The sequence below is a fragment of the Ewingella americana genome (assembly GCF_006438725.1).
Taxonomy (GTDB): domain Bacteria; phylum Pseudomonadota; class Gammaproteobacteria; order Enterobacterales; family Enterobacteriaceae; genus Ewingella; species Ewingella americana_A.
Map to the genome: position 1 here is coordinate 429370 of NZ_RCZD01000002.1, position 23403 is coordinate 452772.

A 23403-nucleotide genomic window follows, 5' to 3' on the forward strand; every position below is an offset into this window, starting at 1 on the left:
TTTCATCAAAAGTGATGAGAGGCGGTGATCTAAACCAATGAAAAAGCCACGGAAGGGATCCCGTGGCCTGTGTGGCGAAAATCAATTATATGATCTAAACATCACGTCCGTGAACCATCAATACACATCACTGATGGGCGGTGACACTGCGCGGACCGCTGATTTTGTCATAGATACCGACCAGAACCAGCATCACCAGCGAAGGCGGTAACCATGCCAGCCCCTGAGCTGCCAGCGGCAGATGTGAGGTCCAGGCGGGCATGAAGTCAGCCAACGCGGACGCTTTTACGCCGTCGAGGATGCCGAACACAAAGCTGACCAGCATCACCGGCGCCACAATACGAGTGGTGTTATTCCACCAGCGCAGTGTGAAGCTCAGGACCACCAGTGCGATACATGGCGGGTAAATCGCCGTGAGTACCGGAATGGAGATCTGAATCAGGTGGCTCAGGCCGAGATTGGACACCAGCATGGAGAACAGCCCCAGAATAAACACCAGTGACTTATACGAGAGCGGCAGATATTGTGCGAAGAACTCGGCACAGGCGCAGGTCAGGCCAACCGCCGTCACCATGCAGGCGACAAATATCAGAGCGGCCAGGAAGAAGCTGCCGACACCACCGAAAGTATGTTCAACATAGGCATGCAGGATCACCGCACCGTTGGCAGCATCCGGCACCAGTGAAGCACTGTTTTTACCGAGTTTAAACAGGCTCAGGTAGACCAGCATCAGGCCAACACCGGCAATCAAACCCGCCAGTATGGTGTAACGGGTCAGTAATTTGGCATCCGTAACGCCACGTGAACGCGCCGCATTGACAATGACAATCCCGAACACCATCGCGCCCAGCGTGTCCATGGTCAGATAACCATTGACGAACCCGGTGGAGAACGGCACAGCATGATAGGCGTCGGTAGCCGGAATGCTCTGCCCAGCAGGCCACAACACGGCAGCAATGCCCAACACAGCCAGTGCGACCATCTTCAGCGGTGCCAGGAAGTGACCGACAGTATCAAGTAATTTCCCAGGATAAAGGGAGATACCAATCACCAGCGCAAAATAGAGCACGCTATAAATAAACAACGGCAGCGGGCCATCACCGGTCAGGGGCGCGATACCCACTTCGAAAGAAACGGTTGCGGTACGCGGTGTTGCAAACAGAGGGCCAACGGCGAGATAGCAGACCGTGGCCAGCAGTAAACCGGCAGCGCGGCCAATCGGCGTACTCAGGGCGTCAACACCGCCACCGACGCGCGCCAGCGCAATGACGGTCATGACAGGAAGGCCGACCGCCGTCACCATAAATCCGGCAGCAGCCCACCAGACTTCATGCCCGGCTTGTAAACCGACCATCGGTGGGAAAATGATATTCCCGGCACCGACGAATAAGGCGAAGGTCATAAAACCCAGCGCCAGAATATCTTTGCTTGCTAAACGAGTACTCATGATAGGTGTCGTGATGCCTGTTCAAATGAATAAAAGTAACCAATGCTGGCACCCTGCTCTTTCGTCATGAAGATAATGCCGTGAGGTGCGGCCATTAACGCCAATGTGAGGGCAGAAAGGAGCTTATAAACGCCTGATGATATGCAGATAAAGAAGTTGTTATACAGGGAATATCGAGCGACAGCGCGGGCTAAGGTAAACGTTTATAGTGCGGAAAGGCAAGTCGCGATCCAAAAAGCAGAGTCTTTCACCAGATAATTACTTAAAAGCAGTAAATAGTACTAAATAAGCATCGAAACACATCACATGATATGTATGATTTTTCAACAAGCAAAGCACAAGATATACACGAATGCCCCTAAAAGTGCGTGAAACAACCAGGTTACGGTCATTTCACGCACGTTTATAAAGTGTTAACCAAGCGTTAAGCTACTGATTTTCAACCATCACCAAACCCGGGCAGCGATATCCACCACCAGTTTCAGCTTCGCCCACTGCTGCTCTTCAGTCAGGCTGTTTCCCTCTTCCGTCGAGGCAAAACCGCATTGCGGGCTAAGGCAAATCTGGTTGATATCAAGAAATTCAGCCGCTTCCGTCAGACGGTTTTCCACCGTTTTCGCCAGCTCCAGTTGGCCTGATTTCGTCGTAATCAAGCCAAGCACCGCCTGCTGATGGCCCGGTTTGATGAAACGTAACGGTTCAAATCCACCGGAGCGCTCGTTGTCATATTCCAGGAAGAAAGCATCGATATTAACGCCGCCGAACAGAATTTCAGCCACTGGCTCGTATCCGCCTTCGGAGATCCAGGTGGAGCGAAAGTTACCACGGCACACGTGCAGACCAATCACCAGATCGTCTGGTTTGCCGGCAATGGCTTTATTAAGCACATCGGCGTAAGTACGCGCTAACTCCTCTGGCGAATCACCGCGTTCGCGGATCTGCTGCTTCTGATCTTCGGAACACAAGTAAGCCCACACGGTGTCATCAAGTTGCAGATAACGGCAACCGGCGTCGTAGAACGCTTTGATTGCGTCACGGTACACCTGCGCCAGATCGTCAAAATACGCTTTCAGATCCGGGTAAATCTCTTTGCTGATCGCATCACGGCCACCGCGGAAATGCATCACGCTTGGGCTCGGAATGGTCATTTTCGGCGTGGCAGAACCGCTGATGCTTTTCAGGAAGCGGAAATCTTCCAGCATCGGATGATCGCTAAACCCCAGCTTGCCGGTGACTTTGATGCTGCGTGCCTTGGTCTGCACGCCGTTGAACTGGATCCCCTGCACCGCATCGTAGCCTTCCACGCCGTCCAGCCCCTCGAAGAAATCGAAATGCCACCACGCGCGGCGGAACTCGCCGTCAGTCACGACCGCTAAACCGGCTTCCCGTTGCAACTCAACTACTCGGCGAATTTCTTTATCTTCGACCGCACGCAACTGCCCGGCATCGATCTCACCTGCCTGAAACTGCTTACGCACCTGTTTGATGGCTGCCGGGCGTAAAAAACTGCCAACGACGTCAGCACGGAATGGAGGGGTTGTACGTTGCATGAAAATCTCCTGAATGCGCACCCCGCCGCTGGCGAAGAGCGAATAATTTACAAAGTAAATAATCACCTTAAGTTACATAAAGCCATCTGGATGGCTAAACATCTTTAAGGCTATCCTGTCACGCAAAGGTTTCACCGACAAACGAGGATTTTTCATAGGACGTGAAGGAAATTCATGATGAAGAGGAGATTCGCGCAAGGCAAAAATAGAAAGCTGCCAGATCAGCAGCTTTCAGATTTAATCCGGATGTTTCACCCGCACACCGCTGTTTTGCCCCGCTGGCACAATCAGCCGCTGCGGCAGAGTGAACATAAAGCGGGTGCCAGTGCCCACTTCACTGATGATATCCAGCTTGGCGTTGTGATGGCTCAGCGCATGTTTAACGATCGCCAGCCCCAGTCCGCTGCCGCCGGTCTGGCGTGAGCGGGCTTTATCCACACGATAAAATCGTTCAGTCAGGCGCGGCAGATGCTGCGGTGCAATTCCCGGCCCGTTATCACTGACCTGAAACTGCGCACCCAGCGGCGTCTGCTGCCAGCTGACTTCAATACGGGTGCCCGCGGGGGTGTGGTTCACTGAGTTATACACCAGGTTCGACACCGCACTGCGCAGTTGATCTTCATTGCCGAATACCTGCAGCTTGTCGTTTACGCGGAACACAATCTCATGACGGCCACTGCTCAGCGTCTGCACTTCCCGCTCAAGCATGCCCAGCATCAACGGCATATCCACCCGTTCATTGAGATCAATATTGGTGGCAGCCTCGATGCGTGACAGCGTCAGCAGCTGTTTCACCAGCCCGTCCATGCGCCGCGTTTGCTCCTGCATCGTATCCAGTGCCTTGGTGCGGAAAGGCTCTTCCAGTTTGGCGTCTTCCATCATTTCGAGATAACCCTGCAACACCGTCAGCGGTGTACGCAGTTCATGGCTGACGTTGGCGAAGAAGTTGCGCCGCGCGCCTTCGAGTTGACGCATCTGAGTGACATCGCGCGCAACCATCAGCAACTGCCCTTCCGAATAAGGCATGACGCGAAATTCTACGTAGTGATCGTTGTTCAACTGTAAATTCAGCGCCCGGTCAAATTCGCGGGCCTGTACCCAGGCGCGAAATTCGGGATAACGCAGCAGGTTAAAAAGATGCTGCCCGCTGTCTTCCGGCCAGCGAAAGCCCAGCAGTTGCTGTGCCAGACCATTACACCAGAAAATATTCCCCTCTTCCGTCGCCAGCACCACCGCATCGGGCAGGGATTCTGCTCCGCTGCGAAAACGCTTAATCAACTGACCCAGTTCACGCCGCCGCCGCCGGTTGCGCATTTGCATCTGGTTGAGACCGTAAAACAGCGGTTCCCAGCTCCAGCGGCCATTCGGGGGAGTAATGCTGCGATCGAGCCACAACCAGTGAGAGAGTTTCAGCTGGTTATAATAGTTCCAGCCCAGCGCCGCCAAAAGAGACGCGAAAAGCAGCCATCCGAAATGGCCGAAGAAAATACCGATGATCAGTGCTGGCAGGCAAAACAGAAACAGTTCACCGGCCAGTCGTTTCCAGGAAAGACGTTCTAACACACCGTGACTCCATCAGTTGTTCTCGACCCTAAGTAATTCGAGTCGCCTAGAGGCGCCTACTTTTGGTGCAGGCAGGCGGCAAACGAAGGCATCCCGATAAGCTTACTCAAGTAAGTGATTCGGGTAGCTGAGAGAAGCCAACGCACCTGCAGCTTGAAGTATGACGGGTATTAGTAGCGCGTTGAGAACCGGTATCCGGTCCCACGCACGGTTTGGATCATCCGGTCGTGCCCGCTGCTTTCCAACGCTTTACGCAGGCGACGAATATGAACGTCCACCGTGCGGTCTTCCACATACACGTTAGTGCCCCAGACATTATTGAGCAACTGTTCGCGGCTGTAGACGCGTTCTGAATGTGTCATAAAGAAGTGCAGCAATTTAAATTCTGTTGGCCCCATGTCAAGCGCCTGCTCGTTCGCCATCACGCGGTGTGAGGACGGGTCGAGGATCAGCCCCTGCATGTCGATCACCTCTTCCACCGCCATCGGCGAAATACGGCGCATCACGGCTTTAATTCGCGCCACCAGCTCTTTGGGTGAGAATGGCTTGGTGATGTAATCGTCAGCACCGACTTCCAGCCCGCGCACCCGGTCTTCTTCTTCACCGCGCGCCGTCAGCATCATGACAGGAATTTCACGCGTCAGGGCTTCGCGTTTAAGATGTTTGATGAACTGAATGCCGGAACCGCCCGGTAACATCCAGTCGAGCAAAATAAGCTCGGGGAAAGGTTCGATCAACCGGGCGATAGCCGAGTCGAAATCTTCTGCTTCAATTGCCTGATAGCCATTCTGTTCCAGAACGAAGCAGACCATTTCACGGATCGGAGCTTCATCTTCAACCACTAATATACGTCTAGCCATCGTAGATCCTGCCAATAGGTTAGCGATCAATTGTTTGATTGCGGAGGGCATTATGCGTCACTTTTGTGACAGATTTATGAAATAAACCCAGCCGACGAAGTAAGTGTAGTTAAGCCTTCATTATTACGTCATGCCGCTGAAACGCGGTCGATTTTTCGGGGACAGCAGCTGGCGCTGGCGTTTATACTTTGCCGCACTACGTTCCGGCACATTACACCACGGGAGTCTCATGCGCCTGATCCACACCTCAGACTGGCATCTTGGTCAGTATTTTTTCACCAAAAGCCGCGCCGCCGAACATCAGGCGTTCTTACGCTGGCTGACGGAACAAGTGGAACATCATCAGGTTGACGCCGTGATTGTGGCCGGGGACATCTTCGATACCGGGTCGCCGCCGAGCTATGCCCGCGAGCTGTACAACCGCTTTGTCGTGGAGTTACAGCCCACCGGCTGTCAGTTGATTGTGTTGGCAGGCAACCATGACTCCGTCGCTACGCTGAATGAATCACGCGAACTGCTCTCCTGCCTGAATACCCAGGTGATTGCCACCGTAGGCGAGGACCTGTCGCAGCAGATTTTAGTGCTCAATCAGCGTGATGGCACCCCCGGCGCGGTGCTGTGTGCCATTCCGTTCCTGCGCCCGCGTGATTTGATTGCCAGTCAGGCGGGTCAGTCCGGTAGCGACAAGCAGCTGGCCTTGCAGGAAGCCATCGCCGCGCACTACGAGACACTTTATCAAGCCGCCCTGGCCGAGCGCGAACGCCTCGGCGTGCCATTACCGATCATCGCCACCGGCCACCTGACTACCGTGGGCGTCAGTACCTCAGACTCCGTGCGCGATATTTATATCGGCACGCTCGACGCCTTCCCGGCGCAGGCTTTTCCGCCGGTAGATTACGTCGCCCTCGGCCATATTCACCGCGCCCAGTGCGTCGCCAAAACCGAACATATTCGTTACAGCGGCTCGCCGATTGCCCTGAGTTTCGACGAACTGAGCAAAGCGAAAAGCGTCTATTTACTCGATTTCGACGGTGCAACGCTTAACGCCATCGACACGCTGGAGATCCCGCAATTTCAGCCGATGCAGATGATCAAAGGCCCGCTCGCCGACATCGAACAACAGTTAACCCAGTTTGCGGATGCCGATAGCAGCAGGCCGGTGTGGCTCGATATTGAAGTCGCCACGCAGGATTACCTCAGCGATATTCAGCGCCGCATCCAGGCCCTGACCGCCGACCTGCCGGTCGACGTGGTGTTACTGCGCCGCAGTAAAGAGCAACGGCAAAACAGCATTTCGCAGCAGGAAAAAGAGACGCTCAGCGAACTGAGCGTCGGCGAGGTGTTTGAACGCCGTCTGGCGCTGGAAACGGAGGTGGATGAAGATCGCCAGGCGCGGATGCGTACGCTGTTCGCGCAGGTTGTCGATCAGGTCACCAGCGGCCAACCCGCAGAGGATGCTGCACCATGAAAATTCTCAGCCTGCGTTTAAAGAACCTGAATTCGCTGCAAGGCGAATGGAAAATCGATTTCACTGCTGAACCTTTCGCCAGCAACGGTTTATTCGCTATCACCGGCCCGACCGGCGCAGGGAAAACCACCCTGCTCGACGCCATCTGTCTGGCGCTGTATCACCGCACACCACGAATAAAGATTATTTCTAAATCACAAAATGAATTAATGACTCGTAATACCGCCGAGTCTTTAACTGAAGTTGAGTTTGAAGTTAAAGGAATTGGATATCGTGCTTTCTGGAGCCAGAGGCGCTCAAGAGATTCCATTAATGGCGGATTATTAGAACCTAAGGTTGAATTAGCGTTATTGGCTGATGGAAAAATCCTTGCGGATAAAGTCAGTGACAAGATTCGTTTAACTGATGAAATAACTGGCTTAAATTTTTCTCGCTTCACCAAATCAATGATGTTGTCTCAAGGTGATTTTGCAGCCTTTTTAGAAGCAGATCCTAAAGAAAAGGCGGGACTATTGGAGGAGCTCACGGGCACAGAGATCTACGGTCTCATTTCTGAACGTGTGTTTGAGCAAGAAAAAGAAGCACGGATTGCTATGGATAGTTTGCATCAGCGCATGGCGGGCATTGAACTGCTCAGCGAAGAACAGCGCCAGTTGCTGGAAAGCCAGCTGGCGGCGGTCAGCTGGCAGGAACAGCAGCTAAGCCAGCAATCTCAGATTCGCCAAAAGGATCTTAACTGGCTGCACCAGTGGCAACTGGCACAGCAAAAACAGGCCGAATACCAGCGCCAGCTGGCAGCCACAGAACAGGAAGTCGCGCAGGCCGCGCCGCAGTTACAGCAACTGGCGCGCAGCGAACCGGCTGAAAAACTGCGCCCGTTGCTCAATGACCGCAACCGTATTCGTCAGGAAAATCAGGCACTGTCTCAGCAGATAACTGACCTGACGCAGCAGCAGGAACAGCAGCTGGCACAGATGGCGCCGTTGAATCAGGCGCTGGAACTGGCACGTACCGCCCGTCAGCAACAGCTGCAAGTTCAGGAGCAACAACAAAAGCTGATCGACGAGCAAGTGCAGCCGCTCGACAACCAGCTCGCCCAGTGGCGTAAAACGCAAGCCGAAACACTGCAATCGCTCACTGAAGCGAATAATCAGGTCCGGGAACAACACACCGCCCTCGAACAACTGACCGCCCAACGCGCTCAACTGGAAACCCAAAGCAGCCAGCATCAGACTCAACAGACCCAACTGACCGCAGCCCTGACCACCCAACAGCAGCAACAGGCCGAGTTGGAGCAACAGCAGCCGCTCGCCGCGTTGCGTTCACGCCAGGCAGAACTGGCGCTACTGCGTCCGGTGCGCCAGCAGCTGTTTTCGCTGTCCCAGCTGTACCCGCAAATCAGCCTGCGGGTCGCACAGCAGGCCCAGGAATTCACTCAGCGCCAAGCAGAACTGGCCGCTGCAGAACAGCAGCTTGAGCTTACCCGCCAGCAATTTAAGCAGCAGAAGGCGCATCTCAATGATGTCGAAAAATTGCATGATCAGGAAAAGCTGATTGTCAGTCTGGAGGCCGAGCGTGCCCGTCTGCAAACCGGAGAAGCCTGCCCGCTGTGCGGCTCAACGTCCCATCCGGCGATTGAGCGCTATCAGGAAATCAAACCCTCTGAAACGGCGCAACGCGTGGCCGAAATGCGCGCGAAAGCCGAGTCGTTGCATACCGCCGGTACAGAACTACGGGCCAGAACAGAAAGCCTGAAAGAGCAGCAGTTACGTCTGCAAACCAGCCTGATGCAAGACCAGCAACAGCTGGACTCTCACCTGAATACCTGGCAGCAACTTAGCGCGCCGCTGAAATTATCCTTCGCTTTGCAGGACACTGAGAAACTCGGGCAATGGCTGGAAAGTTGCGAGCAGGATGAACAGCAGTGTCAGCGGCACATCGCCACTCATGAGCAGGCTGAACGCACGCTGCAACAGGCCAAGGATGCGCTGGCAGCCGCCGTCAATGAACAGCAAAATGCCCGCCAGCAGGCCGCGCTGTTAACTGAACGCTTTACGCTGATGCAGAAAAATCAGGCGCAGATGCAGCTTCAGCTTACACGCCTGCAACAGCAGTTCAGCGATAGCGAAAAAGCGCTGGCGGAACTCAGCGCTCAGCGCACCGCCCTGTTTGGCGAACAGCAAATTACTCAGGTGCGTGAACAGCTGCGAACCCAAACGCAGGCGTGCGAGAAAGCGTTCCAGCTGGCATCGGAACAATTACTGAAAGCACAGGAGCAGCGCGATCGGCTGGCCGGTCAGTTGGCAACGTTGAACCAGCAACAGCAGCAATCTGCTTTACGTTTGCAGCAGGCCGAAGAAACGTTGCAGCAGGCGCTGAACGCCAGCGAGTTCAGCGACGAAGCGGCACTCGCGCAGGCTTTGCTCGACGATGCTTTGCGCCAGCAGTTACAACAGCGCAAAGAGCAGCTCCAACAGCGTCAGGCTGAGCACCGCGCCCTGCTCGAACAGGCCAACGCCACGCAGGAACAACTGCGTCAGGTGCGTCCGAAGACACTCGGTGATAACGACAGCGATGCCGCCACGCTGACGGCTGAGCTGGAACTGCTCTCCCAACAGTTGAAAACCCTGCAACAGCAGCAAGGCGAGATCCGCAACCAGCTGACCAGCGACATTACGCGTCGCGAAGGCCAGCAGGCGCTGTTCGCGCAGATCACGCAGTCGCAGCAGTTTTGCGATGACTGGGGTTATCTCAATGCGCTGATAGGCTCCAGCGACGGCGCGAAATTCCGCAAATTTGCCCAGGGGCTGACGCTGGATCATCTGGTCTATCTGGCCAATAAACAGCTGGAGAAGCTGCATGGCCGTTATCTGTTGCAGCGCAAAACCAGCGACGCGCTGGAGTTACAGGTGGTGGATACCTGGCAGGCCGACGCGGTGCGCGACACCCGCACGCTCTCCGGCGGCGAGAGTTTCCTGGTCAGTCTGGCGCTGGCGCTGGCATTGTCTGATCTGGTCAGCGACAAAACCCGCATCGATTCCCTGTTCCTTGATGAAGGTTTCGGCACGCTCGATGCCGATACGCTGGATACCGCCCTCGATGCGCTCGACAGCCTGAATGCTTCAGGTAAAACCATCGGCGTTATCAGCCATGTCGAAGCCATGAAAGACCGCATTCCGGTGCAGATCAAAGTCACTAAAGTGAACGGGTTAGGCGTCAGCCGCCTGAGCAGCCAGTTTAAAGTCTGATTGCCCTCCCCATCACGCCCGTCAGCCTTCAGGCCGACGGGCCAACATTTCTCGTCTAATGGCATCATCCTTCTGGCCGATTTTAACCGGCGCCGTGATCAATAACACTGTGGATCCCAACGGTTAACAAGTAAGGAAATACCATGCCTCAGGTCTATGTTTTTGTTTACTCCAGTGCCAACCAAACCTGTCTGATCGCCGAAAAAAAGCAACGCGGATTCTATTTTTCCAGAGCCGCCATCGCGCCGGCAGGACAGATTCTTAATTACTCCGGTCAGGATGTATTACCCGGGGGAGCCTTACAAATCAATCCATTACCCGCCGGTGAAAATCCCCAAACAGGGGCAATCCGTGAATTTAATGAAGAGACGGGCGTGGCGCTTGGCGGGATTGTTTCGGTGGCTCATGAAGTGAGATCGTTTAATGCGCAGGGAAATAACATTACCGGCGTAGCGGGTTTACCCGGGCTGGCATTTCATTGCCTCTATTTCAATGTTTCCGCCGCTGTTTTGGCTCAAATGGTGGTCACTATCACCAACAATCTGGCGCTCGCGCTGCCCGGCAAAATGGCCGTGGTGGCCGACGACGAACTGGCGAGGGTCTTCACTGCGCCCTATCCCCAGTCGAGGAATGTGTTGACGGCATTTGTGAATAACCGGGCAGCCCCTGGCTACGCGGGCAGCACAAATAAAGGCTGGTTTGGCAGCATTATGGATGCAAGGCCCTGATTGAGGGTATCAACCTGCGCCAGACTGCCGCCACTGGCGCGGGCTGATACCAAACCAGCGACGAAAAGCGCGCGAAAAAGCGCTGACTTCGGAATACCCAAGCAGCAACGCCATTTCAGAAATCGGCAGTTGCTGCTGTTGCAAGTAATGGGTCGCCAGTTCACAACGAACTTTATCCACCAGTTGAGTGAAGGTCAGGTTCTGTTCACGCAGGCGGCGCTGTAACGAACTCGGTGACAGCCCCATATTCTCCGCCACATCATCCAGCGCCGGCTCCCCGCGCAGTAACGCCTGGCGTACCCGCGAACGAGCGCTGTCCACCACAGACTGCTGCGCCGGTGCATCCGCATTCAGACGGCGAATAGCATCCTGCATCACCAGTAATAGCGTCTGGTCTCGTTCGGGCATGGTGCGCTGCAAATCCCGCTTGGGGATCAGCAGCGAGTTGTACGGCTGGTCGAAATAGACCGGCGCATCAAAGGCTTTACAGTGCTCGTGCCACTGCTGCGGGCGCGGATGCTCAAAATGCACTTCGCGCGGTGCCCAGTTTTTGCCCAGCCCATGACGCAATAAATTGAGGATCATGCCCAGCGTCAGCTCGGCGTCCTGCCGTTTACATAAAATACTGCCGTGACGGATCTGATAATCGAAGCGGTAATGATCGCCCTTGTCGACCAGGCGGGTCAGCGTGTTGTGCTGATGAAAAGGAAAGGCATTTACCACATTCTGAATCGCCGTTTCTACCGTGGTTGAACACAGTCCAATATAACCAATCAGCCCTAATGACTGCGGTTTGAACTGCTTGCCGTAATGCAAACCGAAGTTATCGCAGCCCGACTGCACGGCGGCCTCTTCCAGTACCTGGCAGTAATTGGTCAGCCCGAGGCTTAGCGTAGGCTGTTGCAGCAGTTCGGGATTGATACGGCAGATGCCAAGCACGCGGTCAACATCGGCCCCTTTGGAAAGAATAAATTCGCTCAACCCTGAAGCGGCCGCCGCCAGTACACCACGGTTGCTGGTATCGCGCGGGTCGAGCGCACCGAACGCCCCTCTCAGACCCGGTTGAAGACCAATGGATGCCTGAAGTAAAGGTTCAGTGTGCATTCTCTTTCACTCCATCACGCAAACAGGTGAAAGGTTTCTGCAAGTTTCGTACCAGCGTTGAGGAAATGATAAACCGAGCGATGACAGACACTTAGCACAGCACCCAAACGTATGGCTGCACGAAGCGCACGAAATACGTGCAGTCTGCCTCAGGCCAGCGCCTGCCCGACGCGCACCGTTGCCAGATAGTCGCGGCACAGTCTCAGGCTTTCGGCTTCCCATTCACTTCCCAGACTTTGCGCCATGTCAGTGGTGGCGTGTGAGCCGCGCCAGGCAAGCAGTTGGATCCGCCGCTGGACGATCATCGTCGGGATCACGGCCAGGTCGGCCTCGCTCAGCGGGCAGATTGTCTGGTAACCGCGCAGCCAGTGTTCAACCCACTCTGCCGCGCGGGGATGATGCTCAACGAAGCTGATTGCCGCCGCCGCATCATGCATATACCAGCCCATCCCGCAGTCATCAAAATCGATCACCCGCGTTTCTCCGTTAAGTAACAACAAATTGGTCAGCCGCAGATCGGCATGGATCAGGCCATAACGTTGGGCACTTTTGCCGTAGCCATGCAGTACGCGGCGGATCTGCGCCAGCGTCTCTTCAATCAGCGGGAAATCCTGTTCGCTCAGACCCGGTGCGTCCTGCCAGCGCCCCCAGTGCCCCTGCGGGCCAACCATGGTGTCGTTGTCCCAGACAATGCGGCGAAAACCGACAGGTGGCATCCAGCGCTGGCTGTGCTGATGCAAACGGGCGGTGACCGCGCCCAACTGTGCAAAGGCGCGCGGGTCAACGTCGGTGGTCGGCATGTCACCGTCAATCCAGTGGAACATCACCACGTGGCGACTTTCCGTGGCGTTGACGGGCAGCGTCTGCACAAGCCGCCCATCCATCCCGGTTAACGGTTCGGGCACCACCATGCCGGTACTGCGCAGCGCATCCAGCCACGCCAACTCGCTCTCTATTTCATCACGTTGATGATAATCCCCGCGATGGATCCGCATCGCAAAGCGCAGACCTTCGGTACCCTGCACCCTAAATGTGGCGTTTTCAGAACGACACAACAACGAAAGCGAGCCGTGGAAGGCCGCGGGGTAACGCTGCAACGCTTCAGTGGCAAGCTGATTCAGGCTGGCTTGATCGAGGGTATCAGACTGTTTGGCATTCATGGGTTTCACTCCGGCAGGTGGCGATGGCTCACTTCAATGAGCCTTCAGAATGAAAGCCGCCCGCCTTTACTGCTTGACCCGGCAGCAGCAAATATTGACCGCAGAACACGCGCAGGCCGGTGAAGGTGAAAACTTGACCGCAGGGCACGTCGATCGCGGCGTTAGGGTCAAGTTTTGCCGCCGCACCGGGCGCATTATCGGAAAACGTTCAGCACCGGACCCTCCGGTAATGAAGCCCACACAGCCCGCCAGGAGATGACGACCATGTTGAAAACCAATGCTTTTGATGCTGCGACCCGCGGTAATATTCCGGCAGAAAGTCTGGCGATGATCGAACGTCGCCGCCGCTTGCTCGGCCCCGCCTATCAGCTGTTTTATAAGAACCCGGTGCATCTGGTGCGCGGCGAAGGGGTCTGGGTGTACGACGCCGAAGGCCGCCGTTATCTGGATGTTTACAACAACGTGCCGTCAGTGGGGCATTGCCACCCGCACGTCCTGGAAGCGCTGGTGCGTCAGGCTTCCACTCTCAATACTCACACCCGCTATCTGCATGAGAATGTGTTGAACTTCGCCGAGAAGTTGATCGGCACGATGCCTGCCGAGTTGAGCCAGGTGATGTTCACCTGCACCGGCAGCGAAGCCAACGATCTGGCGCTGCGTATTGCTGAAGATTTTACCGGCGGCACCGGCGTTATCGTCACCGAATTCAGTTATCACGGCATGACGAAAGCCATCGCGGGCTTGTCAGCGTCGATGGGGCCTTACGTCAAAGTGAACGGCGATGCGCGGGTGATCCCGGCTCCGGTGCATAACCCGGCAAATCCGGCCGCAGTCGGCAAGAAATTTGCCAACGATATTCGCGCCGCCCTGGCTGATATGCAGCGCCACGGCATTAAACCAGCAGCACTGATGATTGACACCTTTTTCACCAGCGACGGGGGGTTCTTCGATCCGGCAGGTTTCTTGCAAGAAGCTATTGACGTGGTGCATGACGCCGGGGCGCTATATATCGCCGACGAAGTGCAACCGGGCTATGGCCGCTCAGGCGAGCACTGGTGGGGTTTCCAGCGTCACGGCGTGCTGCCGGACATCGTGTCGCTCGGCAAACCGATGGGCAACGGTCACCCGATGGCAGGCATTACCATTCAGCCGCATATCCTTGAGCGTTTCGGCAATGAGTCGAGCTATTTCAATACCTTCGGCGGTAACACGGTGTCATCCGCCGTCGGGCTGGCGGTGCTGGAAGTGATTGAGCAGGAGAACCTGATCCCAAGCGTGGGACGCGCAGGAAAAGCCATTGTTGAAGGCATCAGTGCACTGGCACAACGCTTCCCGGCAATTGGCAATGTACGCGGTGCCGGGTTGTTTGTCAGCGTCGACTTCGTGACCTCTGACGGTGCACCGGGCTGCGCCACTGCACTGGCAGTGGTCAATGCGTTGCGTGAGGAAGGTGTATTGATCGGCGCGTCAGGCCCTCAGGCCAATATTCTAAAAATTCGTCCGCCGCTGGTGTTCACCACCGAACACAGCCAGATCCTGGTCAGCGCGCTGGAAAATGTCTTAAGCAAAATGTTCTGACCTTCCCTTTTATCTGGTTTCAGGAGAGCACGATGACATCACAACTTAAACCGACGCTCGGCACGCTGCATCTGTGGGCGATTGCCGTCGGGCTGGTGATTTCCGGTGAATATTTTGGCTGGAGCTATGGCTGGGGCGTGGCAGGGACACTGGGTTTTCTGATCACCACATTGTTGGTCGCCACCATGTACACCTGCTTTATTTTCAGTTTTACCGAGCTGACCACCGCCATTCCTCACGCAGGTGGACCTTTTGCCTATAGCCGCCGCGCCTTCGGGGAAACCGGTGGGTTAATCGCCGGGATGGCGACGCTGATTGAGTTTGTTTTCGCACCGCCAGCGATTGCGCTGGCGATCGGAGCTTATCTGAATGTGCAATTCCCGGATCTCAATCCGAAAATCGCGGCGGTCGGTGCCTATGTGGTGTTTATGGGGCTGAACATTTTAGGCGTCAAGCTGGCGGCAGTGTTCGAGCTGGTGGTCACCGTGCTGGCGGTTCTTGAGTTACTGGTGTTTATGGGCGTAGTCGCACCAGGGTTCAGCGTGAGTAACTTTGTACTCAACGGCTGGGCCGGTGGCGAGCACTTCGGTATGTCGGCATTCTCGGGCATATTTGCTGCTATTCCCTTTGCTATCTGGTTTTTCCTGGCCATTGAGGGCGCCGCAATGGCCGCCGAAGAGGCTAAGGATCCGAAACGTACTATTCCTAAAGCCTATGTCAGCGGCATTCTGACGCTGGTGGTATTAGCCCTCGGCGTCATGGTGATGGCCGGTGGTGCGGGCGACTGGAGCAAGCTTTCCAATATTAATGATCCCCTGCCACAGGCGATGAAAATGGTGGTGGGTGAGAATTCCGGCTGGATGCATATGCTGGTGTGGATTGGTCTGTTCGGCTTAGTGGCGAGCTTCCACGGTATTATTCTGGGTTATTCGCGCCAGTTCTTTGCACTGGCCCGCGCCGGTTATCTGCCGGTTGGCCTGGCGAAATTGTCACGCTATCAGACACCACATCGCGCGATTCTACTGGGTGGCGTCATTGGTATTGCGGCAATTTTCAGCGACGGCTTAATCAACTTACAAGGCATGTCCCTGACAGCAGCCATGATCACCATGGCGGTATTTGGCGCCATCGTGATGTATCTGATGAGCATGTTGAGCCTGTTCCGGTTGCGTAAGACTGAGCCGAACATGGAGCGCAGTTTCCGCGCCCCAGGCTATCCGGTGGTACCGGCTATCGCGCTGATTTTAGCGGCGGTATGCCTGGTGGCGATGCTGTGGTTCAACCTGGTGATTGGCGGCGTATTCGTGCTGTTTATGGCCTGCGGTTATCTCTATTTCATGGCAACCAAAGTACAGCGTAGTAATGCACCCAAAGATCTCATGCTGGAGGGGGAGTGAAAGAAAAGGGTCTGCTTTTGGGCTGAGTTCTGTGCTGGATAGAGGCTCGAGACTCACGGGCATACTAAGGGGTGAGGCATACCTCATCCCCTTAGTCTCCCTGTAATTTAGCTTTATCGAACGGTCTGCATGGGTGATCCCGCAGACCGTTTTCTTTTGGGAGAGGGAAGGAATAAAAAAGTTAGAGGGAGAACCTGCCTTGCGGCCATAGCCACGCCGCGCCGCGCACGCCGCTGGAGTCGCCGTGGGTGGCTTTAAGGATTGGCGTTTCGCATTCACCGCCGAATACCCACTGTTTCAGCAGCAAAGGAACGGTCTGATACAGACGGTCGACGTTGCTCATGCCGCCACCGAGGACAATGACATCCGGGTCGAGGATATTAACCACGTTCGCCAGCGCCTTGGCTAAACGACGCTCGTAGCGGCCCAGTGCCAGTTCGGCGACCGGATCGCCACCGTCAGCAAGTTTGATGATTTCGGCACCCTTCAGGCGCTGAGTGGAGAGACGGAAATAATCCTCCTCAAAACCGGTACCTGAACAGAAGGTTTCTACGCAACCGGACTTACCGCAATAACAGGGCACTTCCTGCGCGAAGCGGATCTCGTCTTCGTCCGGCCACGGCAGCGGGTTATGCCCCCACTCGCCGGCGTTGCCGTTGCCCCCGGCATGCGCTGCGCTGTTCAATGCAATGCCTGAGCCACAGCCCGTGCCGATAATCACCGCAAATACTGTCATCTTGCCTGCGCCTGAGCCATCGGTCGCTTCAGACACGGCCAGACAGTTGGCATCGTTGGCAATCCGCACTTCGCGCCCCAGCAGTGTGGCGAGATCTTCGTCCAGTTGCTGGTTATTTAGCCACACCGAGTTAGCATTTTTAACTTTGCCGGTGAACGGTGACAATGTACCTGGAATACCCAGCCCCACGCTGCCGCGATGGCCAGTGGCTTTTTCGGCATCCAGAACCAGACCCTGGATGGCTTTCAGAGTCTTTTCATAATCGTTGCGCGGCGTGTCTACACGCTTGCGAAACAATTCACGGCCTTCATCAGACAGCGCGATCACTTCAATTTTTGTCCCACCTAAATCAATGCCAATTCGCACGGGTGCCTCACTTGGTTTATGTCTGCGGTTTAGGGTGTTCAGGTAACTCAGTGTAGAACCCGACGGCGAGTCTGCGGGAAGATTTCCTAACGACGCCCGCCGCTCAATTGGGTATCATGCCGCCCTGCATTCGATAAATCAGCGTACCACGGGTGCGCACGGACAGGGATAACATCATGTTATGGTTTAAAAATTTGTTGGTCTACCGTTTGAGCCGTGAAGTCTCTTTGTCTGCCGACGAGATGGAAAAACAGTTAAGCGCATTTACCTTCACGCCTTGCGGCAGTCAGGACATGGCTAAAACCGGCTGGGTCTCGCCAATGGGGTCTCACGGCGGCGATGCCCTGACGCATTCGCATAACGGCCAAATCCTGCTGTGTGCCCGTCAGGAGCAAAAAATCCTGCCCTCGCCGGTGATCAAGCAGGAGCTGCAAGCCAAGATCGAGCAGATTGAAGGCGAGCAGCACCGTAAGTTGAAGAAGACCGAAAAAGACTCGCTGAAAGACGAAGTTCTGCACTCGTTGATGCCGCGCGCATTCAGTCGCTTCAGCCAGACCTATATGTGGATCGACACCGTTAACGAACTGATCATGGTTGATGCCGCCAGCGCCAAGAAAGCCGAAGATATGCTGGCACTCCTGCGTAAAAGCCTGGGTTCACTGCCTGTGGTGCCGCTGACCATGGAAAGCCCGATTGAACTGACGCTGACCGAGTGGGTTCGCTCTGGCGTCACCCCGGCCGGTTTTACCTTACAGGATGAAGCTGAGCTGAAAGCGATTCTGGAAGAGGGTGGCGTGATCCGCTGCAAGAAGCAGGCGCTGGTCAGCGATGAAATTGCCACCCATATCGAAAACGGTAAGCTGGTGACCAAGCTGGCGGTAGACTGGCAGGAGCGTATCGCCGTGATGCTGGCCGATGATGGCAGTATTAAGCGTCTGAAGTTCAGCGATGTGATCCGCGAACAAAACGATGATATCGACCGCGAGGATTTCGCACAGCGTTTCGATGCAGACTTTATCCTGATGACCGGTGAAATTGCCGCGTTGATCAAAAACCTGGTAGAGGCTTTAGGCGGCGAAGCACAACGCTAATCGCGCAGTGCTGCTTTTGCCGGTACAAAAATGACTAAAGGACGCCAATGCGTCCTTTTTTATTGCTCACCGTATTCGGTCAGAAATTATTTATTCAGGTATTTGCATAGGTAAGCGGTAGGTTCAACCACTTGCAGATTAAACTCGCCGTGAGCCGGTACATAGAATTTTTCACCCGGCATAAACACCTGCCAGTCCAGCGAGCCAGGTATTAACACTTTCAGCGAGCCGAGCACGACGGTCATCTCTTCAGGTTTTTCAGTACTGAAGGTGTACTCCCCTTTTTCCATCACGCCGACGCTGACGGCACAACCGGCGCTGTCGCTGTCAAAACCAATCGACTTAACCTTCCCTGCAAAATACTCATTATTTTTCAACATAGATTGGCCCTTCGCGATAAGTTTCAGAAACTCCATATTAGGGTCAGGAAAGGGCTGCTGTCACTGATTATTGTTGATTTCTGGACGACTCCAGAGACATGCCGCAAAGACATGATACTGATTTGATTTTATCGGGTAGCAGTGCCATTGTGGACAGTTGCCATCGTATCTGTCCCGTTTCACCCACAGACTGCGCGCATAAAAAAGGCCTGAATCTCAGGCCTTTTGGGATCTCAATGCCTCGACCTCAGACAATCAGCTCTGCGGCCAGTTTGGCCACCAGCACGTTGGAGAGTAAAACCGGGATACCGAGCTTACTTTGCAGCAGATCGCTATGCTGACGATGATAGCCAATGCAGTCGAGCACCACGACCTGCGCGCCTTGCTCTTCCAACGACAGTGCCGCAGCAGTCAATTTGGCTTCATCGGCCAGATACGGGCTGGCGACGGCAAAACAGGGCGCTTTCGGCAGCTTCGACCACTTGATGGCCTGTTCAGCAATTTGCGATTCAATGGGCACCACGATACCGACTTGATGCGTGCCAACAATGGCGCGTATCAGCGGTGGAATAATACGGTCCGGTTCGAGCAACATGGCATTTTGAGCCCGCAGACTCTCAAATACGCCAGTACACAGCAGCAGTATGGTTTCGCAGCCGAGTGCTTCCAGCCAGTCGATCTTCTCCTGCAACCCCTGCTCAACACTGCGTGATCCGAGCGCGATCTGCGTACCATCCAACAAACGTGACACCAATACAGGCTCACCCTCTTCGGGGGAATAACGCAGCTCAATCTCCTCTGCCGTCATGGCATCAAGCAGACCAATGTGGGTCACTGACTCTTCGGGAAGGTATTCCATCAACAACGGCATGATGTCGCTGCGGGGGGCCTGGCCGATGGTTAGGGTGGCGAAGGGTGTCATCATAGTGATCAGCTCCGGCTTTGCAGGTGACGCAAGCTTCCGTACAGCGACAACAACAGTTGATATTCGTCGGCATCAAACAACTGACAGCTGCCGCGACCAAATTCTTTTGCCACTTCGACGACAAATTTTGCCGCCAGCGCGATGTCTACTTCATGGCTTGCGCCCGTTCCACAGCCCGGCACGACCGATTCGGCCGTGATCGCCACGCCCACGACAGGAACGTCAGTCGCCGTGGAAGGTTGCAGAATACTGTTGAGGTGGTGGACACCATTGCCGTAAGGCGTGATGTCCTGAGTGGTGATCGGGAAGGTTACCGCCGGTTTTCCGGTGGTCATCTCCATAATGCGCAACAGGTCTTCGGACACACGCAGGATGTAACCCTCTTTCACCGTTGGCGATATAGCAAAGCCTTTGTGATTGATAATGCGGTTACCTTTGGTGGTGTCGATGGACAAAATCGCGTCCACGCCCTCCACCACTTCATGGTCATTCATGGTGACGTCGTCGATAGGCGAGTCCATAAAATCTACCGGGTCATGCGGTCGGGTGGGTGCGTTGGGGCAGATGTGGGTGGTGATAATCACATCGCCATCGAGGACATCGCCTTTGCGTTGCATATCGGCCAGCTTCAGCGCACTGGCGACGGCCGCAATGGCGCCATCAGCGTCAGATACCACGCCGATACGCGTTGGCCGCGCACCAATACCGCCCAGACGGCCAATAATCCCAAGTGTCGGCGCAGTGCCCCCACGGCTTTTGCCCTGACTGCCAGGCACCGTGATGCGTACAAAATCGGTGCCGCCCTTCGGACCGTCGGCACGATGCGTGCTGGCAGTGACAGCGGGATAGCCCGCGAACAAATCCACTACGTCCTGGCCGCTGACGTAAGCACTGTCGATGACTTCGAACACGGTCAAGGTCTGTTGCAAACTCATGATGCTTTCCTCTTAACACATCGCGGCAGGCGCTGCGGGAGCGCACCAACCAAAACTGTCGCGAAAACTGTCAGCTGTTCATTTCATCTTTTCATTTCAGAAAGGTCTGAATGAATCAGTCTGTTTTTTCATTTGGCTTTAAAAGCCCTGGTGTTGACGCAGTATTACTTGGTTTTTGAACTGAAAATCGAGTTAAAGAAGCTGTACAGGGCATCACCGGCAATAAAACCGGCAGCCAGAATTTCCATCGGCGTGCGCCCTTTTTCACCCCAGATACGGATGATGATGATGCGCAGCACAATACCGGCGATCACTGCCCAACCGGCCATGACGCTGTTGATCAGCAAACCGGTAGCCAGCAGAACACCAAGCTGGCGTTTCGGCCCGCCGATCAGCTGAATAAGTGCGCCCGGAATGGCCCAAATCATGAGACTGTAAGCGATACCCGGCTGCGCACCGGCCTGAATAGTTTTGGCATACACGCGGGCAACCGGCGGGACCAAATCCTGAGCGAAGTAACCAATGTGCGCGAACCAGACCACCGGGATGGCAATGACAAAGGCGATCAGTGCAGCAAATAACTGGATGCGCCGCCCGGTGAGTTCAGCCTGTAGGTCTTTGCCATAACCGCGCAGGATAAACCCGGCTTTAAGATCAAAACCCATGTCGGCAAAAGCCGGACCCGTCGCGGCGGTAAAGCCTGTCAGTACGCACAGCGCCAGCGGCGGGAAGCCAATCAAAATCCCGACAATCAGCGTGATTAAGGCCACCGCGAAAGCAGGGAACCAACCAGAGTGCATCGCGGCAATGCCGACAATCAATTCGTGGAAGAAAGCGGCAAACGCGGCATAAACGATGAAGGCAACCAACATACCAACCGACATTTCGCTGTACAGACCACCCGCCAGTGCCAGCAATGCGGCGATAGCAATATAGCCCACCGCACCCAGCCCGAGTGCTTTACGTACTTCGGTGGCCGGTTGAGTGAAGCTGGTTCTGGCATCAGCATTTTTCGCCCGCACCACCTGAATCACCTGAATCAACGACACCAGCCCCGCGCCCACCATCATGCCGTGCGGAATATACATGGCACTCAAATCCAAACCGGCAATCGGCTGCGCATACGCGCGGATCAGCAGGCCAATACCAAACATGCTTAAGGCCCAGATATTACCAATGAACGCCGTACCAAAGGCCGCCATCGGGATTTTGAGCATCGCACCGCCCAGTCCAATCACTACGCCCACCACCAGCAACCAGGCCTGACGCCCGCCCTTGTCACCCGCTTTAATGGCTTCAGCGGCAGCAACGCCCGGTGGCCAGGCATTGCTGGCAGGGAAAACTTTGGTGTCAAACAAACGGTAAAGCAGGTAGGCATCAAGCAACATGGCGGCGGCGACACCGACAAACATCGGTAAAATCAGCTGCGGTTGGCCCATAACGTAAGGAATGGCAATCGGCATCAACAGGCTGTTGGCCGCGCCAAAGGTGGCGGAGGAGATGACCGTCTGAGCCAAATTCTGGGTGTGGATTGAGCGGTAACGCTGGAAAGCCTGCATCGGAATACGCGCCAGCAGCATGGCAAACAGCGCACCAATAATTGACGTATTTGGCGTAACACCTAATGTGGTGATCAACTGCACGCCGATGATGGCGCCCAATATAGAGAGCAAAATCATCACCAATAACGTGCCAATATCCCTGAGTGGATTGTGTTTATTATTCTGAAAATCGTTTTCTGACATAACGGCCCCTGAAGTTGGTGCAAATAAACGCGTTATTTTTCACGCCGGAGAAGACATGGATGCTCTCTGGCGAACAGTCGCAGTGCGGTATCAGTCTATTGCCAATACTCATCACCCAATTTCTCAGCTAATTGCTGAGTGACGGCGATCAGACCTTCTTTAATTCCAGCGGGAATATCCTGCCCTTCTTGCGGCGAAGGAAAGGATAAACACAATCCCACCATTTCATTACGGTGTTTATTGGTAATGCTAGTGGCTAATGTACTGATTCCATGCAAGGTTTCATTGCAGGCATGAGACACGCCGGTTTCCCGTATGGGTACTAGTCGGGCTAAAAGAGCCTCTAAGGTTTGTGGAGAATTAACTGAATTCACCTGGTAATCCAGGCCAAAACGTTGAATCACTTCTTCGTCAGTATAACGCGCCAGAATGGCGCGACCGATGGCGGTTTCATGCGCCGGAAGCAGACTGCCGGCGGGCGTAACCACCTGCAAATAAGTGCGTCCAGGGAACATGCGCATCACCATAATATCCCGCCCGGTCAGCATCGAAATATAACCCGTGCACTGGGTTAATTGCCCCAACTGCGTCATATAGGGTGAAGCTGCATCCACCAGCGGCGCTGAAAGATAATGACTGGCGACAGACAGAATCAATTTTCCAATGCGATATAAACGGCTATCCGGGTCGCGCTCCAATAACCCTTCACACTCCATGGTCATTAATAATCGCGATGCCGTACTTTTTGGCAGCTTTAAATGCTCCACCACCTCACTGAATGACAACCCTGGGTGGCCCTGTCTGCTTCCCTGCCGGGAAAATAATTGTAATACCGCAGAGGCGTTTTCTAATGTTGTCATGCAAGAGGTTCCGCTATATGGAACTCAGTTCCTGATTAGTTAAATAAAAGTTAAGGCTGATACCGGGAATGGTCAAGTTGTTTATTTCCTGGCAGGTGAGGGGCAGTAAGCAAATATGCTTATTGTGGAATAAAAAACACAGATAATGAGATGAGGTATAGCAATAAAACCGATTATTATTATGTTTTTTAAATTTTTGCCAGCAGAATGTTTTGATGAGGAAAAACAAAAAGGTCCGCCTCAGGGCAGACCGTTTTGAAAA

18 protein-coding genes are annotated in these 23403 nt (G+C 54.7%); 6 read left to right on the top strand and 12 right to left on the bottom strand.

Going from position 1 to position 23403, the window contains the following annotated elements; all coding sequences use genetic code 11:
- Positions 1–127 precede the first annotated feature (127 nt).
- The 4 genes from brnQ to phoB form a co-directional block, all read right to left on the bottom strand.
- A complete protein-coding gene (brnQ, locus tag EAH77_RS05115; RefSeq protein ID WP_140470718.1) occupies positions 128–1447 on the bottom strand; it encodes a branched-chain amino acid transport system II carrier protein in 1320 nt (439 codons plus the stop codon).
- 446 nt (positions 1448–1893) lie between these two features.
- Positions 1894–2997 carry a cobalamin-independent methionine synthase II family protein gene (locus EAH77_RS05120; RefSeq protein WP_140470719.1) on the bottom strand — a complete coding sequence of 368 codons (1104 nt, stop codon included), beginning with the start codon at positions 2995–2997 and terminating at the stop codon, positions 1894–1896.
- 237 nt (positions 2998–3234) lie between these two features.
- Positions 3235–4560 (bottom strand): phosphate regulon sensor histidine kinase PhoR, encoded by a 1326-nt coding sequence (phoR, locus tag EAH77_RS05125; RefSeq protein ID WP_140470720.1) that lies wholly within the window; start codon positions 4558–4560, stop codon positions 3235–3237.
- A gap of 170 nt (positions 4561–4730) precedes the next feature.
- Positions 4731–5420 carry a phosphate response regulator transcription factor PhoB gene (phoB, locus tag EAH77_RS05130; protein ID WP_140470721.1) on the bottom strand — a complete coding sequence of 230 codons (690 nt, stop codon included), beginning with the start codon at positions 5418–5420 and terminating at the stop codon, positions 4731–4733.
- A gap of 229 nt (positions 5421–5649) precedes the next feature.
- On the opposite strand from phoB, the gene sbcD reads away from it, so the two are divergent.
- The 3 genes from sbcD to EAH77_RS05145 all read left to right on the top strand — a co-directional run bounded on the left by sbcD (position 5650) and on the right by EAH77_RS05145 (position 10864).
- The gene (gene sbcD, locus EAH77_RS05135) at positions 5650–6888 is read left to right on the top strand and encodes an exonuclease subunit SbcD (protein WP_140470722.1); all 1239 of its coding nucleotides are present in this window, start codon (positions 5650–5652) and stop codon (positions 6886–6888) included.
- Positions 6885–10136: an exonuclease subunit SbcC gene (sbcC, locus tag EAH77_RS05140; protein WP_140470723.1), complete on the top strand. Its 3252-nt coding sequence runs from the start codon at positions 6885–6887 to the stop codon at positions 10134–10136. Before sbcD ends, sbcC begins: the two co-directional genes overlap by 4 nt.
- A gap of 143 nt (positions 10137–10279) precedes the next feature.
- Complete coding sequence (locus tag EAH77_RS05145) at positions 10280–10864, top strand: NUDIX hydrolase (RefSeq protein WP_140470724.1); 585 nt, start codon at positions 10280–10282, stop codon at positions 10862–10864.
- 9 nt (positions 10865–10873) lie between these two features.
- Here EAH77_RS05145 and qhpR read toward each other — a convergent pair whose 3' ends face one another.
- Both qhpR and EAH77_RS05155 read right to left on the bottom strand, forming a co-directional pair.
- Positions 10874–11968, bottom strand: a complete 1095-nt coding sequence (gene qhpR / locus EAH77_RS05150; protein WP_140470725.1) for an AraC-like transcriptional regulator QhpR — start codon at positions 11966–11968, stop codon at positions 10874–10876.
- A 149-nt stretch (positions 11969–12117) separates the two neighbouring features.
- The gene (locus EAH77_RS05155) at positions 12118–13128 is read right to left on the bottom strand and encodes a phosphotransferase enzyme family protein (RefSeq protein WP_140470726.1); all 1011 of its coding nucleotides are present in this window, start codon (positions 13126–13128) and stop codon (positions 12118–12120) included.
- A 264-nt stretch (positions 13129–13392) separates the two neighbouring features.
- Here EAH77_RS05155 and EAH77_RS05160 point away from each other — a divergent pair, with 264 nt between their 5' ends.
- Positions 13393–14706: an aspartate aminotransferase family protein gene (locus tag EAH77_RS05160; RefSeq protein ID WP_140470727.1), complete on the top strand. Its 1314-nt coding sequence runs from the start codon at positions 13393–13395 to the stop codon at positions 14704–14706.
- A gap of 32 nt (positions 14707–14738) precedes the next feature.
- Complete coding sequence (eat, locus tag EAH77_RS05165) at positions 14739–16103, top strand: ethanolamine permease (protein WP_140470728.1); 1365 nt, start codon at positions 14739–14741, stop codon at positions 16101–16103.
- A gap of 181 nt (positions 16104–16284) precedes the next feature.
- Here the strand turns inward: eat and mak are convergent, their stop codons facing one another.
- A complete protein-coding gene (mak, locus tag EAH77_RS05170; RefSeq protein ID WP_140470729.1) occupies positions 16285–17205 on the bottom strand; it encodes a fructokinase in 921 nt (306 codons plus the stop codon).
- Positions 17206–17381: 176 nt separating this feature from the next.
- Between mak and rdgC the strand changes: the two genes are divergently transcribed.
- The gene (gene rdgC, locus EAH77_RS05175; protein ID WP_140470730.1) at positions 17382–18296 is read left to right on the top strand and encodes a recombination-associated protein RdgC; all 915 of its coding nucleotides are present in this window, start codon (positions 17382–17384) and stop codon (positions 18294–18296) included.
- Between the two features lie 86 nt (positions 18297–18382).
- Here the strand turns inward: rdgC and ppnP are convergent, their stop codons facing one another.
- From ppnP to EAH77_RS05200, 5 genes are all read right to left on the bottom strand, one after another.
- Positions 18383–18676 (bottom strand): pyrimidine/purine nucleoside phosphorylase, encoded by a 294-nt coding sequence (ppnP, locus tag EAH77_RS05180; protein ID WP_140470731.1) that lies wholly within the window; start codon positions 18674–18676, stop codon positions 18383–18385.
- Between the two features lie 247 nt (positions 18677–18923).
- Positions 18924–19601, bottom strand: coding sequence for an AroM family protein (locus EAH77_RS05185; protein WP_140470732.1), 678 nt, complete (start codon positions 19599–19601; stop codon positions 18924–18926).
- Between the two features lie 5 nt (positions 19602–19606).
- Complete coding sequence (locus EAH77_RS05190; RefSeq protein WP_140470733.1) at positions 19607–20536, bottom strand: DUF1177 domain-containing protein; 930 nt, start codon at positions 20534–20536, stop codon at positions 19607–19609.
- Positions 20537–20700: 164 nt separating this feature from the next.
- Positions 20701–22281, bottom strand: coding sequence for an OPT/YSL family transporter (locus EAH77_RS05195; RefSeq protein WP_140470734.1), 1581 nt, complete (start codon positions 22279–22281; stop codon positions 20701–20703).
- A 95-nt stretch (positions 22282–22376) separates the two neighbouring features.
- Positions 22377–23141, bottom strand: a complete 765-nt coding sequence (locus EAH77_RS05200; RefSeq protein ID WP_140470735.1) for an IclR family transcriptional regulator — start codon at positions 23139–23141, stop codon at positions 22377–22379.
- Positions 23142–23403: the final 262 nt, after the last annotated feature.

Excerpts from the sequence above, each read along its gene's own strand:
- brnQ (WP_140470718.1), bottom strand. The coding sequence starts at position 1,447 with ATGAGTACTCGTTTAGCAAGCAAAGATATTCTGGCGCTGGGTTTTATG.
- EAH77_RS05120 (WP_140470719.1), bottom strand. The coding sequence starts at position 2,997 with ATGCAACGTACAACCCCTCCATTCCGTGCTGACGTCGTTGGCAGTTTT.
- phoB (WP_140470721.1), bottom strand. The coding sequence starts at position 5,420 with ATGGCTAGACGTATATTAGTGGTTGAAGATGAAGCTCCGATCCGTGAA.
- sbcD (WP_140470722.1), top strand. The coding sequence starts at position 5,650 with ATGCGCCTGATCCACACCTCAGACTGGCATCTTGGTCAGTATTTTTTC.
- sbcC (WP_140470723.1), top strand. The coding sequence starts at position 6,885 with ATGAAAATTCTCAGCCTGCGTTTAAAGAACCTGAATTCGCTGCAAGGC.
- EAH77_RS05145 (WP_140470724.1), top strand. The coding sequence starts at position 10,280 with ATGCCTCAGGTCTATGTTTTTGTTTACTCCAGTGCCAACCAAACCTGT.
- qhpR (WP_140470725.1), bottom strand. The coding sequence starts at position 11,968 with ATGCACACTGAACCTTTACTTCAGGCATCCATTGGTCTTCAACCGGGT.
- EAH77_RS05155 (WP_140470726.1), bottom strand. The coding sequence starts at position 13,128 with ATGAATGCCAAACAGTCTGATACCCTCGATCAAGCCAGCCTGAATCAG.
- EAH77_RS05160 (WP_140470727.1), top strand. The coding sequence starts at position 13,393 with ATGTTGAAAACCAATGCTTTTGATGCTGCGACCCGCGGTAATATTCCG.
- eat (WP_140470728.1), top strand. The coding sequence starts at position 14,739 with ATGACATCACAACTTAAACCGACGCTCGGCACGCTGCATCTGTGGGCG.
- rdgC (WP_140470730.1), top strand. The coding sequence starts at position 17,382 with ATGTTATGGTTTAAAAATTTGTTGGTCTACCGTTTGAGCCGTGAAGTC.
- ppnP (WP_140470731.1), bottom strand. The coding sequence starts at position 18,676 with ATGTTGAAAAATAATGAGTATTTTGCAGGGAAGGTTAAGTCGATTGGT.
- EAH77_RS05185 (WP_140470732.1), bottom strand. The coding sequence starts at position 19,601 with ATGATGACACCCTTCGCCACCCTAACCATCGGCCAGGCCCCCCGCAGC.
- EAH77_RS05190 (WP_140470733.1), bottom strand. The coding sequence starts at position 20,536 with ATGAGTTTGCAACAGACCTTGACCGTGTTCGAAGTCATCGACAGTGCT.
- EAH77_RS05195 (WP_140470734.1), bottom strand. The coding sequence starts at position 22,281 with ATGTCAGAAAACGATTTTCAGAATAATAAACACAATCCACTCAGGGAT.
- EAH77_RS05200 (WP_140470735.1), bottom strand. The coding sequence starts at position 23,141 with ATGACAACATTAGAAAACGCCTCTGCGGTATTACAATTATTTTCCCGG.